Source organism: Leucobacter sp. PH1c, assembly GCF_000633415.1.
Classification (GTDB): domain Bacteria; phylum Actinomycetota; class Actinomycetes; order Actinomycetales; family Microbacteriaceae; genus Leucobacter.
Map to the genome: position 1 here is coordinate 48,687 of NZ_AYMV01000016.1, position 16,111 is coordinate 64,797.

Genomic DNA, 16,111 nt, shown 5'->3' on the forward strand with positions numbered 1-16,111 from the left:
GCGACGCTGAGCGTCGCGGAGCGAGCGCGTCTCAGCCGAGCAGTTCGGCGATGACGTCGAGGCCGCGCGCGAGCCGCGTGGACGGCTCTGCGCCGTAGCCGACGATGAGCCCGTCGGAACCGCTCACGGATTCCGCGCTTCCCCCTCGGTAGTCCCCCACGTGATCGACGAGCACGCCGCGCGCCGCGAGCGCCGCGACGGTCGCCGCGCCGTCGCGGCCGTCGAGGGAGAGCACCACGTGGAGCCCGCCGTCGGCCCCGCGCACCGGGATCCCCCGCGCAGCCAGGCGGTCCAGGAGCAGTTGCCGCCGGTGCCCGTACTCGCGACGGGTGCGAGCCAGTTCCCGGCGGAACCCGCCACTCTCCAGGAAGGCCGCGATCGTGCGCTGTTCGAGCAGCGGGAGCGCGGCCCCGAGGTCGTCGCGCGCGGCCCGCAACTCGGCGGCGAGCTCCGCGGTGCCCCCAGCGAGCACGATCGCGGCGCAGCGCACCGATGGGGAGAGCACCTTGTTCAGCGTCGTGATGGTCGCGACGCCCGCCGCAAGCGACCCCATCGCGGGCAGCAGGGCGCCACCGTGCCGGAACTCGCTGTCGTAGTCGTCCTCGATGATGAGCGCGCCGGTCTCGCCCGCCCACTCGAGGATCCCGAGCCGCTCGGCCGCCGGGATCCGCCCGCCGAGCGGGAACTGGTGGCTCGGCGTGAGGAGCGCTGCGTCGAGCGGGCCCGATCCGGCGAGCGCACGAAGCGCAGCCGCGGTCGCCCCGTCCGGGCCGACCGGAAGTCGCACGATCTCCGTCCCCGCTCGGGCGAGCGCGCGGATCCCTTCCTTGTAGCCCGGATCCTCGACGGCGATGCGCGGCGCCCGCCCGTGCAGCTCCCGGAGCGCAAGCGCGAGGAGCAGCAGGGCCTCCGAGGTCCCGCTCGCCACCGTGATATCCCCCTCGGCGCACACGATCCCCCGGGAGCGGCGCGTGTGGGCCGCGAGGGCGGCGCGCAGTTGCGGGATCCCCCGCGGATCCGGAGCGTCCGACTCCCAGGGTGCGCGCGCCGCGGCAGTCGCTGCGCGCACCCAGTCGCGCGGCGGAAGCTCGGAGACGAACGGGCGCCCCGGCCGCAGATCGATGGGGCGCTGCTCAGGCGCACCGGGAGCCACAGCCGCGGGTGCCGCGGCGGGCGCGTGCAGCGCGGGGGCGGCGCCCACGGGGAGCTCCGGCACGACGCGGGTGCCCGCCCCCTGGCGGCTCTCGAGGAAGCCCTCGCCGACGAGCCGCTCGTACGCCGCGACGACGACCGTGCGCGAAACGCCGATCCCCGTGGCGAGCGCTCGGCTCGGCGGCAGCGCCTCACCGGGCGCCATGTCGCCCGCGAGGATCGCGGCACGGATCCGCGCGGTCAGCTGCTCGGCGAGCGGCTCGGCGAGCGTCCGATCGACGGCGAGCTGCGGAAAGACGTCCATGCGGATCCCGGTCAGTGGACGAAGAGGAGGAGCGCCGCGACCGCGATGAAGAGGACTCCGAAGATCGTGTTGAGCGTGCGCTGGCCCCGCACGGTCGAGGCGTAGCGGCGGAATGGCTTCGCCGCGCCGGCGAAGAACCCCCACATCACGACGACGTCGACGCCGACGACGGTCGCGACGAGCACGAGGTACTGCGGGAGCAGCGGCTGATCGGCCCGGATGAACTGCGGGATGAAGGCGAGGAAGAACACGACGGCCTTCGGGTTCAGCACGTTGACCCAGAAGCCGCGCCGCAGGAGCTCCCAGCGGCTCGTTGTGCCGGCGCGTTCCGCCTGTTCCTCGGGCTCCGGCCGCGCGAGGATGAGGCGCACGCCGAGGTACGCGAGGTACGCTGCACCCGCCCAGCGGATGCCCGTGAGCAGCGCGGGGGTGTTCGCCACGAGGACGCCGACGCCGGCCGCCACGATGAGGATGTGGAGCAGCAGCGCCAGCTGCTGTCCGATGACGCCCCACACCGATCGCCGCCACCCCACGGTGAGCGAGTTCGACATCGTGTTGATCGCGCCCGCCCCGGGGGTGAGGCTGATCACGATCGTCGCGGTGAGCAGAGAGATCCAGAGAGCGGGGGCCACCTGCACAGTGTAGTGCCGAGGACGGTGCCGGAAAGACGAACGGGGCCGATCCGCTTTCGCGTGATCGGCCCCGTTCCGGTGGTGGATCTGAGGGGAATCGAACCCCTGACCTTCTCATTGCGAACGAGACGCGCTACCAACTGCGCCACAGACCCTTACAGCGATCAACCTTAGCAGGCCGCGGGGGCGCAGGTAAAATCCTTCGCCCTGGACGGCGGCGTGTCGCCTCCCGGCGTGCCGGGCCCCTGAGTGGTGCGCGCTATCCGGCGTTGCGGCGGCGGCGGAGCACCGCGTCGAGATCGGGCATGCCCTCGCTCGTGTCGCCCACGACGCCCATGCCGCGCAGGCGATGCTGCGTCTCGCTCCGCTGCGCTGCCGCGCGCGACGCCGCAGCGGAGACGCGCGGCAGCGCAGGAGCCTGAGCCTGAGCCTGAGCCTGAGCCTGAGCCTGAGCCTGAGGGGAGGCTGGCGCCTGAGCCTCGGGGCGGGCCGGCGCTGCCGCCGCGGGGGCCTCAGTAACCGGCGCGCCGGCCGCGCGCTGGCGCGCCGCGTGCTCCCGGGCCACCTGCTCGCGCACTTCGCGGAGGAGGATCGAGTCGGTCTGGTTCACCTGGGCCGCGGGGCGTTCGGCACGAGCGCGTGCGAGTGCCTGGGCACGGGCGATGCGATCGGCGGCGGCGCGCTGCGCGGCCGCGTGCGCCTCTGCAGCGGCATCGCTCTCGCCGGTCGCCACGGGCTCGTCCTCGACCACGGGGAGCGGCGCGGACTCGGCCGGCACCTGCTCGGCGGGGATGGGATCCACGCGCACCCGGCCGGGCGCGAGCAGCACGAGGGCGCCCACCGAGGCGAGCGCGAGCAGCGCCGCGCACACGAGCAGGGTCGCCCCGCTGCCGGCGATCAGCAGGCCGATGCCCACGAGCGCGCCCAGGATGCCGAGCAGCGCGCCGAGCGCAGCCACAGCGCGCACCCGGCGCGCGGAGGGCCGGCGCAGCCGGGCCGCACGCTGAGCCGCGGCCTGGCGGCGCTGCATCTGCTGCGCCCGGATCTCCGCGCGGACGGACGCGGCGCGGGCCTCCGCGAGCTCGGCCTCGCGCTCGGCCTCCTGCTGCCGCTGCGCGGTGCGGAGGAGCTTCTCATGGGCGAGCGCCTCGCGCGCCGTCGCCTCGAGCCGCACTTCCTGCGGCACCTCGCTCGTCTCCGCGAGGATGCGCAGGGTGCGCTGCAACCGCAGCGCGTTGCGCTCGGCGGCGCGGAACTCGCGACGGCGGGCCCACGCGGGCACGAGCACGGCGGCCCAGAGCAGCGCCGCGATCACGAAGATCACGCCTCCTCCGAGAATGCCGCCAGTCATGAGCATCACTGTACGGCGTCGTCCGCCCGCGCGCGTCCCGGCGCGCCGCAGCGCACCCAGTTCAGCGAATTCGCCGCGTTCAGCGGCCGAGCGAGGTGAGCCGGGCCAGCATCGGCCCCTCGTCGCGCGTCGCGACGAAGCAGTCGTGATCCCGCCATGCGCCGTCGATGTGGATGTAGTCGCCGCGGCGCCCCTCGTAGCGGAGCCCCAGCTTCTGCACCACGCGCAGCGACGCCACGTTCTCGGGGCGAATGCAGATCTCGACCCGGTGCAGGCCGAGCTCGCCGAAGATGAAGTCCATCGCGAGCGCGACGGCGGTGGGTGCGATCCCGTTCCCAGCCACGTGGCGCGAGACCCAGTAGCCGATCTGGGAGGACTGGAGCGCTCCCCCGCTCAGTTCGGAGATGCTCAACTGGCCCACGACGTTGCCGTCGAAGAGGACGACGAACGGCACCCCGCTCCCCGCGCGCAGCTGCCGGCGCTGGAGGCGGATGGTGGGCCGCATCGGCACCGAGCCGGGAACGACGCTGCGGCCGCTCGGGTGCGTCGCTTCCCACGGCTGTAGCCAGTCCCGGTTCTCCCGAAGCAGGCGCTGCAGCTCACCGGCGTCGGCCGGCCGCACCACGCGGAGCCCGACCCGGCCCGCCGAGAGCGGGCCGGGATCCGGGATCGCCTGGCCGAGCGGCACGGGCGCTTAGCCCTCGCGGCGGGCGCGGAGCTGATCCGCGAAGCCGATCACCCAGTCGGTGATCTCGCCGCCGAGCTCGTCGTGGTCGACGCCGAGCAGCACGTTCGCCTTGATCCAGTCCGCGCGGTCGCCCGTGTCGTAGCGACGGCCGCGGAAGATGACGCCGTAGACGGGCGCCTCGCCCTTGCCCTCGGCGAGCTGGTGCAGCGCGTCGGTCAGCTGGATCTCGCCACCGCGCCCCGGGGGGAGCTCGTCGAGGATGTCGAAGATCTCGGGGCGCAGCACGTAGCGGCCGATCACGGCGAGGTTCGAGGGCGCCTCGGCCGCGGCGGGCTTCTCCACGAGGCCCGTGATGCGCACCACGTCGGCGTCGTCGGTCGCCTCGACGGCGGCGCAGCCGTAGAGGTGGATCGACTCCTGCGGGACCTCCATGAGCGCGATGACGGTGGCGCCGCGCGAATCGTGCTCGGCGATCATCCGGTCGAGCAGCGGATCGCGGGCGTCGATCAGATCGTCGCCGAGCAGCACGGCGAACGACTCGTAGCCCACGTGCCCGCGCGCGCGGCCGACCGCGTGGCCGAGCCCGAGCGGCTGGCCCTGGCGGAGGAAGTAGACCTCGGCGAGCTCGCTCGACTCGTGCACCTTGCCGAGCTTGCCCTCGTCGCCCTTGCGCTCGAGCGAGTACTCGAGCTCGGGGACGCTGTCGAAGTGGTTGACGAGGTTGTCCTTGTTGCGCCCCGTGATGATGAGCACGTCGCCGAGGCCAGCGGAGGCAGCCTCTTCCACGACGTACTGGATCGCCGGCTTGTCGACGATCGGGAGCATTTCCTTGGGCATCGCCTTGGTCGCCGGCAGGAAGCGGGTACCGAGGCCCGCCGCGGGGATGACGGCCTTCGTGACGGCGCGCTGCGTTTCAGTCATGCAGGCCAGCCTAATGTCGCGGTGTGCCCCCGCAAAGTCGGCCGGGCAGCGATTCGCCAGGCTGGCTATGATCCCGCGTATGAGCGCATCCCTCACACCGGACCCCCTCACGGCTCGGGCCGCGGCCAAGCGGCGCGTCCGCGCCGCCGTGCGCGCGCACCGCACCGCGCGCTCCGCTGCCGCCCGAGCGAGCGCGGCGGCGGCGCTCTCTGCGCAGCTGATCGCGCTCGTCGAGGCGAGCGGAGCGCGCCGGGTCACCTGCTATCTCGCGACCCAGGAAGAGCCGGATCCCTCGGGATTCCTCGCCTGGGCCGCCGAGCACGGCGTCGAGGTACTCCTCCCGGTCTCGCTCGCGGACCGCACGCTCGCCTGGGTGCGCGCGGGCGAGGGTGCGCCGGTGCCCGGCAGGCACGGGATCCTGGAACCGGTCGGGCCACGACTTCCGGCGAGCGCCGCGGGCTCCGCCGATCTGCTTCTGATCCCGGCCTGCGCCGTCGACCGCGCGGGCACCCGCCTCGGCTGGGGGCTCGGGTACTACGACCGGTGCCTCGCCGGGCTCGCGCAGCGCCCGCCCGTCTACGCGGTGGTCTTCGCGGAGGATCGGGTAGCCGGGCTCCCCCGGGATCCGCACGACGTTCCCGTCACGGGGGTGGTGACCCCGGCGGGCATCGGCCGATTCCCCGCGGAAACGGGGTAGGCTGACTGACTGTGCCTACCTACGCTTACCGCTGTGCCGACTGCGGCCACGCATTCGACATCTACCAGTCGTTCTCGGATGATGCGCTCACCGAGTGCCCCGAGTGCGGCGGCGCGCTGCGCAAGGTCTTCGGCTCCTCGCTGGGCGTGACCTTCAACGGCTCGGGCTTCTACCGCACCGATTCGCGGTCGAGTGGCTCGTCCGGTTCCTCCGGCTCTTCGAGCTCGTCCTCCGCATAACGCTCAGCGACGCGGAGTCCCCGCCACCACTGAATCCCCGCCACCGCGGAGTCCCCGGCACCTCAGGATCTTGGCACCGCGCGTGAAGCCCGGCTAGCCCCAGTGCGGCGGGCGATCGCGCGCGAGCCGCGCGTCGTTCCCCGGCTCGGCGGCCTGCGCCCCTGCGGGCCGGTCTCCCCAGCCCTCCGACTGATCCTCTCCGGCGCGCGCATCGAGCGCGTGCTCGGACGGACGCGGGTCGACGCCGTCGGGCGCCGGGCGCTGCGCGCGGCGCGAACCACGCCGCCCGGCGGCACCGGACGAGCCAGCCTCGTGCGCACCGGGCCGGCTCACGCCGGCACCGGTCGCGCCGGAGTCGCTCACACCGGACTCGGTCACGCCGGGTCCGCTGCGGGCTCCGCCGTCTCGAGCCCGAGGATCCGCGCGATGCGTCGCGCGGCCTCGTCAGGGTCGGAGAAGAGGTCGAAGCTCTGCACGCGGTGGTAGTGCCAGCCGAGGCGGCGGAGCACAGCGGGCCGCAGGCGCAGGGTGTCGCGCAGGCTCTCGGAGCCGTCGCCGAGGTCGACGTCGATCGCGATCGCCCGGCCGTCGTACGAGGCTGCGAGCGGGATCGCGCCACGGTAGTCGAGCGCCACGGTGAGGCCGAGCGCCTCGAGCCGGTCGGCGAGCTCGCCGATCATCGGGTCGCGCTCCGCGGGGAGCGCGGGCGGCTCGGGCGCGGGGTGCTCGAGCGCGAGGAGCTCGGCGAGCTCCACGACGCCGTGCTTGATCCGGGCCGAGTCGAGGTCCTTCGGCTTGAAGCAGCTCACGATCGTCATGGCGCGGCGCGCTCGGGTCATCGCGACCGCGAGCAGCCGCTCCCCGCCGGGCCGACCGAGGCCGCCGAAGTTCGACAGCACGCGCCCGTGCGGGGTGCGGCCATAGCCGATGGAGAAGATCACTCGGTCGCGGCTCTGCGCGGTCGCCTGTTCGAGCGTCATGACGGCGAACGGCTCCGCGCGGTCGCCGAGCAGGAACTCTCGGTACTGCGGGAACTTCGAGAACGCCTGCAGCACGGCCTGGTACACGCGCACCGCGTGGCGCTCGCTCGCCGTGATCACCATGAGCGACTCGCCAGCGCGATCGCTCGCGTGCTGCAGCACGAGCTGCACGACACGCTCCACCTCGGCGTCCGTGCTCTCGACCGCGCCGGTCTGCTGGTCAGGCAGGCCCTGACCGCCGCTCACGAACTCGTACGTGAGGCTCGAGTGCCCGAGGAAGCTGCCCGCCCACGGCAGCGTCTGGATCGCCCCGTCGTAGAAGCGGGTGTTCACGAGGTGCGTGAGGTCCTCGCCGCCGGCGCGGTAGCTGCGCGTCAGCGTGAGCGTCGGCAGCACCTCGCCGAGCTCGGCGAAGGCCGAGCGGCGGTGCAGCGCGTCGGCGTCGCCGTCGCCGTCCGTGTCGGGCACGGGGGCGCCGACGGAGAGCTCGAAGTGCGCGGGGGTCTGCGTCATCGTGTCGCCGAAGGCGACGACCTGCTCGGCGCGGCGGATCGCACCCAGGTTCTCGACGAGCGTGGTCGCTCCGGCGTCGACGAGCAGCACCGTGTCGAAGCGCATGCTGTCGGGCAGCTCGGCGACCTCGTAGGGCGACATCGTCCAGACGGGAGCGAGCACCCCGAGCAGGTGCGGAGCGCCCTGAGCCAGCTGCGCGACCGTCACATCGGGGCGGCGGAGCGCCTCGCGCATCGCGAGCGCCTCCTGCTTGTGGTCGAGCACGGCGACGCGCCACGCGTCGGCGAGGCTCGCGGCGAGCAGTGCGCCGTTCGCGCCGGCGTGCGCGTCGTCCACGAGCCGGAAGTCGGCCTCGAGTCGCTCGAGCACGCCGATGTTGGCGCTCAGCAGTGCGGGATTCGTGTGCAGCATCCGCTCGAGGGCGGACTGCCACCAGGCGAGTTCAAGCTCCGCCGCGACGTCCTCGGCGGGCACGTGGCGCGCGGAGAGGTCGTCGAGGAGCGGCTCCAGGTGCGCGGCGCGCATGCGCTCCACGATCATGGTGCGCTCCTGGATGTTCTGGAGCACCTCGGACTCGCGCGCGAGATCGGAGATGCGGCTCGCGAGGGATCCGAGCGAGCGGTTCTTCAGGCGGTCCGGATCGCTCGAGACGCCGAGCACGCGGTCGATCTCGTCGAGGTCCTGGTAGGCCGACTGGAACGCGACGACGACGTCCGAGATGCCGAGCGGCACCTCGGGGCGCGCGCCGACGACGGTCGTGTAGCGCTGCCACAGCACGCGCTGCTGCTGGATCTGCACGAGGCGCGAGTACATGTCGGTGATGTGGACGCCCGGGCGCACGTACTCGCGGGCGAGCTTGCGCAGGCGGCGCTTGTTCGCCGCGGTCATCTCCTCGCCGCCGCGCGGCGCGTGGGCCGCGATCACCTCGGTGAGCGAGCGGTCGTAGACCGAGGGAGTGAAGCGGTCGAGCGTGTCCCGGATGCCCATGAGCAGCCGCAGGTACACCCCGAGCTCGGCGATCGTCTCGTACGGCCGCATCGACGTCTGCCCGATGACCTCATTGGCCATCGAGATGAGCCGCGGCAGCTGGGCCTCGGCGAGGTCGACCGCGGTGCCGTACGCGGACCGGGCCTCCTCGGTGGTCGAGAAGCTCACGCCGTACCAGGGCGAGTCCTCCGGGCCGTACTGGAACTGCCCGAGTCGCGCGACCTCCGTGAGGTCCTCGGCCATCGCGGAGCGGTCGAGCGTGAGCTGGCCGAGCGCGTGGTCGTCGAGGCGCACGGTGGTGCGCGGCGGGCGCTCGCTCTGCGCGAGGATCGTGAGGCGGCGCAGCGCGTCGAGGGGCGAGACGCCGTAGCGGGGGTCCTGGCTCGACAGCGCGCCGCGGTAGTCGCGGAGCACTCCGCGGAGGCGGATGAGCGCGGCGTCGACCTCGCCGAGCTGCTCCGCGCGCGAATTCTCGTTGCGGCTGATCGACTCGACGAGGTTGCGGCGCACGCGGCGCGGGCCGACGGAGAGCCCCGCGAGGCCGGCTCGGGTGAGGCGGTGCGAGATGCCGTCGAGCGTCGCCCGGCGCGGCGAGACCACGAGGACGCGCTTGCCGTCGCGGACGAGGCTGCCGATGGCGTTGACCACGGTCTGCGTGCCGCCCGTTCCGGGAAGCGTGTGCACCACGACCGAGTGGCCGGCATCGATCTGCGCGAGCACATCGTCCTGCTCGGCATCGGCGTCGTAGAGGTGGCGGTCCACGTCGGGAGCGCGCTCGTCGGGGGCGGTCGCGCTCACGGGGCGGTATGCCGCAGCGAGTCGCTCGCGAGCGGGCTCGCTGCCGCACACGGCGGCGAGCACGGGCGAGTCGAGATCCTTGACCGCGTCGACCATGCCCTGCGCGACCGAGTGGAAGGAGGAGACGACGAGGCGCGGCTGCACGACGAAGCCGGAGACCCCGGCGACGGTCTGCCGCACGCGGTCGATCACGGGCTGGGGCTTGAAGACGCCCTCCGACTGCGAGAGCTCCACGAGCGCGCGGGCGTCGAGCGTGATGCCGAACTGCTCGCGGAGCGCGCGGATGAGCTCCTCGTTCACGGTGGGGAACTGCTTGAGCTTCAGCTCGAAGTCGCGGCCGTAGCGGCGGATCGCGAGCGGGCGCAGCAGCACGGGGGCGCAGAACTCCTCGCCCTCGAACGTCCACTTCGCGATGCCGACGCCGAGGTGCACGGTCTCGAGGCCGCGCACGGTGCGCATCTCGATCGCCTTGTCGGTCACGCGGCCCGCGGCGGCGCGGGCGTGGCGCAGCGCGAGGTCGTCGCGGATGAGGGCGGAGAGCAGGATCTTGTTGCCCGTGATGAACTGGGGCAGCCCGCCCGGATGCGTCGTCGAGAGCTCGATCCGGTTCGCGGGGCGGTCGTCGAAGTGCAGCAGCGGGTTGCGGCCGCCGATGCGGGCCGCGGCGCGGCGCCAGTCGGCGTGCTCGTCTGCGTACGCGTCGACGAGGGATACGGGCCCCGTGAGCTGCGCCGAGAGGTCGCGCTCGGGGGCGGTCGTGGGCGCGGGCGCAGGTGCGAGCGCGCCCTCGTCCTGGGGCGGCACCGCCTCGGCGGTGACCTCTACGGTCTCATTCTCGTCGCCACCCGAGTCGGGCCGGCGGCGTCGGTCTACACTCCACACACCGCCACCCTAGGCGCTGAAACGCCAAAACAGCGCATCCGCGGCGGAGTTTCGTCGCTGCGGATGCGCTGTACGGCGCGGGGCCCGGCTAGCGGGTCTCGTCGGCCGCGGGGCCCGTGACGACGGGATCGGCCAGCTGCATCTCACCGCCGCGCGCCTTCGCGAGCACGCGCATGAGGTGGTAGACGCCGATCGCGGCGATCGTGCCGAGCGCGATGCCGTTGAAGACGACCGAGCCGAACTGGATCGTGAAGTCCGCGATGCCGACGATGAGCGGCACGGCCGCGGAGAACTGGTTGATCGGCTTCGAGAAGTCGACCTTGTTGTCGATCCAGATCTTCACGCCGATGAGGCCGATGAGGCCGTAGAGCGCGACGGTGACGCCACCGAGGACGGCGGGCGGCACGGAGAAGATCACGGCGCCGACCTTCGGCGAGAAGCTGAGGAGCACCGCGATCGTGCCAGCGACCCAGTACGCCGCGGTCGAGTACACGCGGGTCGCGGCCATGACGCCGATGTTCTCGCCGTAGGTGGTGGTGCCCGAGCCGCCGCCGAAGCCGGCGAGCATCGTGGAGAGGCCGTCGGCGAGGAGCGCGCGTCCGGTGACGCCGTCGAGGTCGCGGTCGACCATCAGCCCGACGCTCTTCACGTGGCCGACGTTCTCCGCGATGAGCACGAGCACGACGGGGAGGAACGCGGGGAGGAGACCCCAGAGCGAGGGATCCGCGAACGGGTTGCCCACGGCGTGGAACTGGGGCAGGCCCACCCAGTCGGCGTCGGCGACGGCGTCGAAGTTCACGAGCCCGGCGAAAACCGCGATGAGGTAGCCGACGGCCATGCCGAGCACAATCGAGAGGCGGCCGATGAGCCCGCGGAAGAGGACCGTGATGAGGAGGATCGCCACGAGCGTCGCGAGCGCGACCCAGGACGAGAGCGCCTGATCGACGTCGGGGTTCGCCCCCGGGTTGCCGGTCCAGTTGTTCCGCACGGCGGGCGCGAGGTTGAAGCCGATGAGCGCGACGATGGAGCCCATGACGACGGGCGGCATGAGGGCGTTGATCCAGCCCGTGCCGAAGCGGTGCACGATCAGGCCGACGAGCGCCATGAGCACGCCGATGGCGAGGATGCCGAAGGAGGCGCGGCCCAGGTCATCGCCGCCGGCGGTCGCGGCGAGGATCGGCGCGATGAAGGCGAAGGAGGAGCCGAGGTAGCTCGGGAGCCGGTTGCCCGTGAGGAGCAGGAACAGCATCGTTCCGAGGCCCGAGAAGAAGAGGGTCGCCGTGGGGCTGAAGCCCGTGAGCAGCGGAACGAGGAAGGTCGCGCCGAACATGGCGACGACGTGCTGCGCGCCGAAGCCGATCGTGCGGCCCCAGCTCAGGCGCTCCTCGGGGAGGACGATCGCATCGTGCGCGACGTGCTTGCCGTCGCCGTGCAGTTTCCAGGGCAGCGCCATGCTGTCTCCTTCTGTGGGGCGGTCCGTTCGAAGCGTGCTGCGCGTCCGCCCCGTGGGCGCGCGACCAATCGATCATCATACAGCGAACGCTCAGGATCGGTGCGAAAAATTCACCGATCCCGAGCGTTCGGCCGAGACGCGATCAGCCCGCGATCAGCCCGCGATGTAGATCTTGCGGATGTGGTCGCCCACGGTCCAGCGCGTGCGCGTGCCCGCGACGAGCCGCATGACGTCCCCCGCAGCCACCTCGACCGTGCGCGGCTCCGCATCGGCCGCTGCGCCGGGCTCGCTCAGCAGCTCGATCGATGCCGAGCCGGAGAGCACCACGAAGAGCTCGTCGACCTCGGTGTCCGTGACGGTGCCGCCGCGGAGCTCCCAGATGCCGGTCTCCGCGCCGCCGATCGTGCCGATCTCGACGAAGCCCTGTGCGGGATCCCCCGCGACCACCTCGTCGGGCTCGACCGCCTCGAGCGAGACGGGCGCCGTTGCGGCGTGCAGCACGGCGTTCACCCCATCGGGCAGCGCGTGCGCCGCCTGCTCCGCGCCGCTCACGAGTCGAACCCGAGGCCGAGCGCGTCGAGGGTCTTGAGCAGCACGTTGCGCTTGCCCTCGTTGTGGTCCGCCCGGTCGAGCGCCCAGCGGGTGAGGTTGATGCCGATCGAGGCGGCGGGCTCGGGCGGGAACGGGAGCGGCACGTCGCGCACCATCTTGAGCTCGGTGCGCTCGGTCGTGCGGCCTTCGAGGCGGTCGACGATCACGTCGGCAGCGAAGTGGGTGGCGCCGACGCCGAGACCCGTGAAGCCGGCGACGTACTGCACGCGGCCGCCGAGCGCCTGGCCGAAGAACGCGCAGAAGCGCGTGCTCGTGTCGATGACGCCGGCCCAGCGGTGCGTGAACTTCACGCCCGCGAGCTGCGGGAAGGTAGTGAAGAAGTGGCTCGCGAGCTTCCGGTGGCTCTCCATCCGGTCCTCGTGCTCCGGCTTGATCTTGCCGCCGGCGAAGTAGACGGCGTCGTACCCGCCCCAGAGGATCCGGTTGTCCTTCGTGAGCCGCGAGTAGTGGAACTGGTTCGCCATGTCGGCGAGGCCCTCGCGCCCGTCCCACCCGATCGAGGCGAGCTGCTCGTCGCTCAGCGGCTCGGTCATGAGCACGTAGTCGTAGACGGGCACCGTGTGGAAGCGGTAGCGTTTGAGCAGCGAGGGGAACACGTTCGTGCAGAGCGCCACGCGCTCCGCCGTGACCGTGCCGCGCTCGGTGGTGAGCTGGATCGGGGTGTCGGCGCCGCCGTCGAGGCGCTTCACGGGGGTCTGCTCGTGGATCTCCACGCCGATCGACGCAGCGTGGCGCGCGAGCTCGGCCGCGAGCTTCGCGGGGTGGAGGTTCGCGTTCTCCCGGGGCGCGAACTCGCCACCGAGGAAGGTGGGCGAGGCGATGCGGGCCTGCACCTCCTCGGCGTTCAGTGTGACGACCTCGGGGTCGTGGCTCTCACCGAGCCACTCGACCTGGTGCGGCGCGTTCGCGACCGAGAGCTGGCCCGTGCGCTCGAAGTCGACGTCGAGCTGGTGCTCCGCGATGAAGCGCTCCATCGCGTCGAGGTTCTCGTAGCCGAGGCGGCTCAGCGTGCCGGTCTCCTCCGGCCACCGGGCCTCGGCGTTCGGCTCGCCGTGCGTGATGCTCGCCTCGCAGAAACCGCCGTTTCGGCCCGATGCCGCCCAGCCGACGCGCATGGCCTCGAGCAGGATCACGCGCCGCTCGGGGTGCTCGGTCTTCAGCTTGATCGCGGTCCAGAGACCCGCGTAGCCGCCACCGACCACCGCGTCGTCGACGCGGGTGTCGCCCGGGAGCGCGGGGTAGCGGGCGGCGCGATCCGCGACGTCGTCGATCCAGAAGCAGGAGAGCTTCGTCTCGGCGAGCGCGTCGTCAACGATCTTCGCCGCCGGCCGGTTCGTTTCAAAAATGGTCTGGTGCATGGGGTCCTCGTCTTCGATGTCCGAGTTGATCCTTGCACAGATCCCCGCGAATGTAAATGCCATTGACATTCGCGTTTACGACGTGTTCCCGCCTGCGGCGCGGCGCCGTTACTCGGCCGGCGGCTTCATGATGGCGCCCGTCGCGAGCCCCATCGCGAGACCGGCGGGCAGCCACAGCCAGAACTGGGTCAGCGCACCGAGGACGACGCCCATGATGGCGCCCATCACGATGCCGACGATGATCTGCTTCCGCCGCGCCTCGGGCGACGGCGCGGGGGTCTTGCCCTTCCCCGCACCGCGGTCGTTGCGCCCCGGGCCGGGCTTCGCTCGCTTGCTCATGCGTCCAGGGTACGCGCCGCAGCCTGATCGGCGGCATCGAGCTGCTCGATCGCGCGCAGCACCTCGGGAGCTGCGCCCCGCTCCCGCGCGAGGCCGAGGAGCTTGCCCGTCGCGCGGGCGATCTTCGCGGGGCTCGCGGACGGCTCGGCGCCGGCCGCGCGCAGCACGGGATCGAGCGCGTCGAGCTGCGCCTCCGTTCCCGCGGGCAGCAGTTCGGCCTCCCACTCACGCCAGGCCCGACGCACCCCGTCCGACAGGTCCGTCGCGCGCACGCGGTCGTCGGCGAGCTCGACGAGCGCGGCGCCCGCGCCATCGCGCAGCACCACGACGGTGCGCTCGGTGAGCAGTTCCGCCCGGGGCTGCACGGCACCGGCCGCGATCCCGACGCGGGCCACAAGCTCCGCGAGCAGACCGGCCGGCATCTGGGATTCGAGCGGCCAGTGCTGCTCGCGCACCCCGTCGGGCTCGCGCCGCTTCACGTGCCATCCCGCGTCGGCGCCGCCCTCGCGCACGCGCACCGCGATCCCGGCGCGCGCGAGTGCCTCGTCCGGGGTGTCGAAGTAGCGCGCGGCGAGCGCGAAGGTCTCGGGCGGATCGGCGGCGAAGCCCGCCGCGGCGAACGCCGCCGCGCCCGGCAGCGGCGCGTCGACCGCGATCTCGTACTTGCGCTCGATCTCGAGCGATTCGGTTCCCGGCTGTGTCGTCACGCGGTCAGTCTACGCGGCGCTCCCCCGCGCTCTCCGCCGCCGGCCCGTGCCCGCCCGAGAGCCAGACGATCCCCGCGCCCGCGGCGACGACGAGCAGGATCCCACCGAGCGCGACGGGGGTGAGCAGCTGGTCGAGGAGGAGCGCGCCGAGGATGGTGCCGACAACCGGGTCGAAGGCGAAGAAGACGCCGAGCACGCGGGCCGAGGTGAGACGCCCGGCGATCGTGTCGACAGTGAAGGCGAGCGCGGTGCCGAGCACGGCAGAGGCGAACAGCGGGAGCAGGTGCTCCACGCGTACGAGCGGCATCGCGGGCGCCGAGAACGGCAGCGTGAGCACCGCGGCGACGGTCACCGAGAGCGCGACGCTCGGGAGGCCGCCGTCCGACTGCCCCACGCGCGCCGCGAGAAGAGTGTAGAGCCCGAAGGCCGCCCCGGCGAGCGCGGCGAAGAATAGGCCGAGCGGGTCGAGCTCGCCGCCGAAGCCCGCGATGAGCCCCACGCCGATGAGCGCGACGACGGCGAGCATGCCCTCCCGGAGCCGCCGGGACGCGGCGAGCGCGACGAGGCACGGTCCGAGGAAGTCGATCGTCGTGGCGATGCCGAGCGGCAGGCGATCGAAGGCGAGGTACAGGAAGGCGTTCATCGCGGCCATGGCGACGCCGTAGAGCACGATGCCGCTCCACTCGCGGCGCGTGCGGCCGCGGAGCCGCGGCCGGAAGATGATGAGCAGCAGCACCGCGGCGACGACCATGCGCAGGGCGCTCGTGCCGAGCACGCCGAACACGGGGAAGAGACCGACCGCGATCACGGCGGAGAATTGCATGCCGAGGGACCCGACCAGCACGAGGAGCATGGCGCGAATCGTTGCGCTGCGGGCGGACGGGAGATGCATCGACGCTGAGCTCATCAGACCTACTCTAGTGCCGGATACACTGTGCGGGTGACAGCGGAAGCGTGGGACGAAGCGGCGGCGGCGCGGGCGGCCGCGGCGTGCGCGGAGACCGCGGCGCGGCTCGCCGCGGAGGGCGTGGAGCCCGAGCACCTCGCGGAGCTCGAACCGGCCAGGAAAGTGCTCCTCTGGACGCGTCCCGCCCGCATGCGCTCGCGAGGCCGCGTCTGGCGCATCGGCCCGCTCCTCCTCGGCGCCGACGGCGCGCTGTTCGCCGCCGGCCGCGCCACGCGCGCCGCCGAGCGCGGGCGCCCGGGCTACCAGTCCGTGTCGCGCGAGGAGCGCCGCGAGCTCGCCGCTGCGGCGCTGCGCGGGGGCTTCGCGAGCGGTGATCCCGTGAACTACGATGCGCTTGCGCTGCCGATCGCGGATCCCGCCGCGCTCCGGGCGCTCGCAGCGGACCCGGCGGTCGCGGAGCTGCCCCTCGGCCTCGCCGACGGCGAGGTGCGCGTGCGCTGGCGGGCCGGGGCACCGCTCGCGGGAGCGCAGACGCTGGCCGCGTTCCTCACGGAGCGCGCGGCGCTCATCCGCTCGCCCGAGCCGAACTGA

At 72.8% G+C, this 16,111-nt stretch carries 16 protein-coding genes and 1 tRNA gene; 3 read left to right on the top strand and 14 right to left on the bottom strand.

Going from position 1 to position 16,111, the window contains the following annotated elements:
* Positions 1 to 31 precede the first annotated feature (31 nt).
* The 6 genes from U874_RS0105365 to U874_RS0105390 all read right to left on the bottom strand — a co-directional run bounded on the left by U874_RS0105365 (position 32) and on the right by U874_RS0105390 (position 5,048).
* Positions 32 to 1,456 (bottom strand): PLP-dependent aminotransferase family protein, encoded by a 1,425-nt coding sequence (locus tag U874_RS0105365; protein ID WP_025133518.1) that lies wholly within the window; start codon positions 1,454 to 1,456, stop codon positions 32 to 34.
* An 11-nt stretch (positions 1,457 to 1,467) separates the two neighbouring features.
* A complete protein-coding gene (locus tag U874_RS0105370; RefSeq protein ID WP_025133519.1) occupies positions 1,468 to 2,088 on the bottom strand; it encodes a LysE family translocator in 621 nt (206 codons plus the stop codon).
* A gap of 79 nt (positions 2,089 to 2,167) precedes the next feature.
* Positions 2,168 to 2,243 (bottom strand) — tRNA-Ala (locus U874_RS0105375).
* A gap of 104 nt (positions 2,244 to 2,347) precedes the next feature.
* On the bottom strand, positions 2,348 to 3,439 hold the full coding sequence (locus tag U874_RS15325) for a hypothetical protein (protein WP_025133520.1): 1,092 nt from the start codon (positions 3,437 to 3,439) through the stop codon (positions 2,348 to 2,350).
* Between the two features lie 79 nt (positions 3,440 to 3,518).
* Positions 3,519 to 4,127 (bottom strand): GNAT family N-acetyltransferase, encoded by a 609-nt coding sequence (locus U874_RS0105385; protein ID WP_025133521.1) that lies wholly within the window; start codon positions 4,125 to 4,127, stop codon positions 3,519 to 3,521.
* Positions 4,128 to 4,133: 6 nt separating this feature from the next.
* Positions 4,134 to 5,048 carry a UTP--glucose-1-phosphate uridylyltransferase gene (locus U874_RS0105390; protein WP_025133522.1) on the bottom strand — a complete coding sequence of 305 codons (915 nt, stop codon included), beginning with the start codon at positions 5,046 to 5,048 and terminating at the stop codon, positions 4,134 to 4,136.
* 79 nt (positions 5,049 to 5,127) lie between these two features.
* On the opposite strand from U874_RS0105390, the gene U874_RS0105395 reads away from it, so the two are divergent.
* Positions 5,128 to 5,745, top strand: coding sequence for a 5-formyltetrahydrofolate cyclo-ligase (locus U874_RS0105395; RefSeq protein ID WP_025133523.1), 618 nt, complete (start codon positions 5,128 to 5,130; stop codon positions 5,743 to 5,745).
* Positions 5,746 to 5,756: 11 nt separating this feature from the next.
* Complete coding sequence (locus U874_RS0105400; protein WP_029987715.1) at positions 5,757 to 5,984, top strand: FmdB family zinc ribbon protein; 228 nt, start codon at positions 5,757 to 5,759, stop codon at positions 5,982 to 5,984.
* Between the two features lie 93 nt (positions 5,985 to 6,077).
* On the opposite strand, the gene U874_RS0105405 is transcribed toward U874_RS0105400, so the two are convergent.
* The 8 genes from U874_RS0105405 to U874_RS0105440 form a co-directional block, all read right to left on the bottom strand.
* Positions 6,078 to 6,362 carry a hypothetical protein gene (locus U874_RS0105405; protein ID WP_025133524.1) on the bottom strand — a complete coding sequence of 95 codons (285 nt, stop codon included), beginning with the start codon at positions 6,360 to 6,362 and terminating at the stop codon, positions 6,078 to 6,080.
* Positions 6,359 to 10,144, bottom strand: a complete 3,786-nt coding sequence (locus U874_RS0105410) for an AAA family ATPase (RefSeq protein WP_232755873.1) — start codon at positions 10,142 to 10,144, stop codon at positions 6,359 to 6,361. The genes U874_RS0105405 and U874_RS0105410 overlap by 4 nt, the downstream gene beginning before the upstream one ends.
* An 88-nt stretch (positions 10,145 to 10,232) precedes the next feature.
* On the bottom strand, positions 10,233 to 11,597 hold the full coding sequence (locus U874_RS0105415; RefSeq protein ID WP_025133526.1) for a uracil-xanthine permease family protein: 1,365 nt from the start codon (positions 11,595 to 11,597) through the stop codon (positions 10,233 to 10,235).
* A 153-nt stretch (positions 11,598 to 11,750) separates the two neighbouring features.
* Positions 11,751 to 12,149, bottom strand: coding sequence for a cupin domain-containing protein (locus tag U874_RS0105420; RefSeq protein WP_081809907.1), 399 nt, complete (start codon positions 12,147 to 12,149; stop codon positions 11,751 to 11,753).
* Positions 12,146 to 13,567 carry an FAD-binding oxidoreductase gene (locus U874_RS0105425; RefSeq protein ID WP_025133528.1) on the bottom strand — a complete coding sequence of 474 codons (1,422 nt, stop codon included), beginning with the start codon at positions 13,565 to 13,567 and terminating at the stop codon, positions 12,146 to 12,148. The genes U874_RS0105420 and U874_RS0105425 overlap by 4 nt, the downstream gene beginning before the upstream one ends.
* Positions 13,568 to 13,675: 108 nt before the next feature.
* Positions 13,676 to 13,906, bottom strand: a complete 231-nt coding sequence (locus U874_RS0105430; RefSeq protein WP_025133529.1) for a hypothetical protein — start codon at positions 13,904 to 13,906, stop codon at positions 13,676 to 13,678.
* A complete protein-coding gene (locus U874_RS0105435; RefSeq protein ID WP_025133530.1) occupies positions 13,903 to 14,613 on the bottom strand; it encodes a CYTH domain-containing protein in 711 nt (236 codons plus the stop codon). Before U874_RS0105435 ends, U874_RS0105430 begins: the two co-directional genes overlap by 4 nt.
* Before the next feature lie 4 nt (positions 14,614 to 14,617).
* Complete coding sequence (locus U874_RS0105440; protein WP_232755874.1) at positions 14,618 to 15,520, bottom strand: DMT family transporter; 903 nt, start codon at positions 15,518 to 15,520, stop codon at positions 14,618 to 14,620.
* A 33-nt stretch (positions 15,521 to 15,553) separates the two neighbouring features.
* On the opposite strand from U874_RS0105440, the gene U874_RS0105445 reads away from it, so the two are divergent.
* Positions 15,554 to 16,111 (top strand): hypothetical protein, encoded by a 558-nt coding sequence (locus tag U874_RS0105445; protein WP_025133532.1) that lies wholly within the window; start codon positions 15,554 to 15,556, stop codon positions 16,109 to 16,111.

Bases quoted from the DNA above. Each gene is read 5' to 3' on its own strand.
- U874_RS0105365 (WP_025133518.1), bottom strand. From the start codon at position 1,456: ATGGACGTCTTTCCGCAGCTCGCCGTCGATCGGACGCTCGCCGAGCCG.
- U874_RS15325 (WP_025133520.1), bottom strand. From the start codon at position 3,439: ATGACTGGCGGCATTCTCGGAGGAGGCGTGATCTTCGTGATCGCGGCG.
- U874_RS0105390 (WP_025133522.1), bottom strand. From the start codon at position 5,048: ATGACTGAAACGCAGCGCGCCGTCACGAAGGCCGTCATCCCCGCGGCG.
- U874_RS0105395 (WP_025133523.1), top strand. From the start codon at position 5,128: ATGAGCGCATCCCTCACACCGGACCCCCTCACGGCTCGGGCCGCGGCC.
- U874_RS0105415 (WP_025133526.1), bottom strand. From the start codon at position 11,597: ATGGCGCTGCCCTGGAAACTGCACGGCGACGGCAAGCACGTCGCGCAC.
- U874_RS0105425 (WP_025133528.1), bottom strand. From the start codon at position 13,567: ATGCACCAGACCATTTTTGAAACGAACCGGCCGGCGGCGAAGATCGTT.
- U874_RS0105430 (WP_025133529.1), bottom strand. From the start codon at position 13,906: ATGAGCAAGCGAGCGAAGCCCGGCCCGGGGCGCAACGACCGCGGTGCG.
- U874_RS0105440 (WP_232755874.1), bottom strand. From the start codon at position 15,520: ATGAGCTCAGCGTCGATGCATCTCCCGTCCGCCCGCAGCGCAACGATT.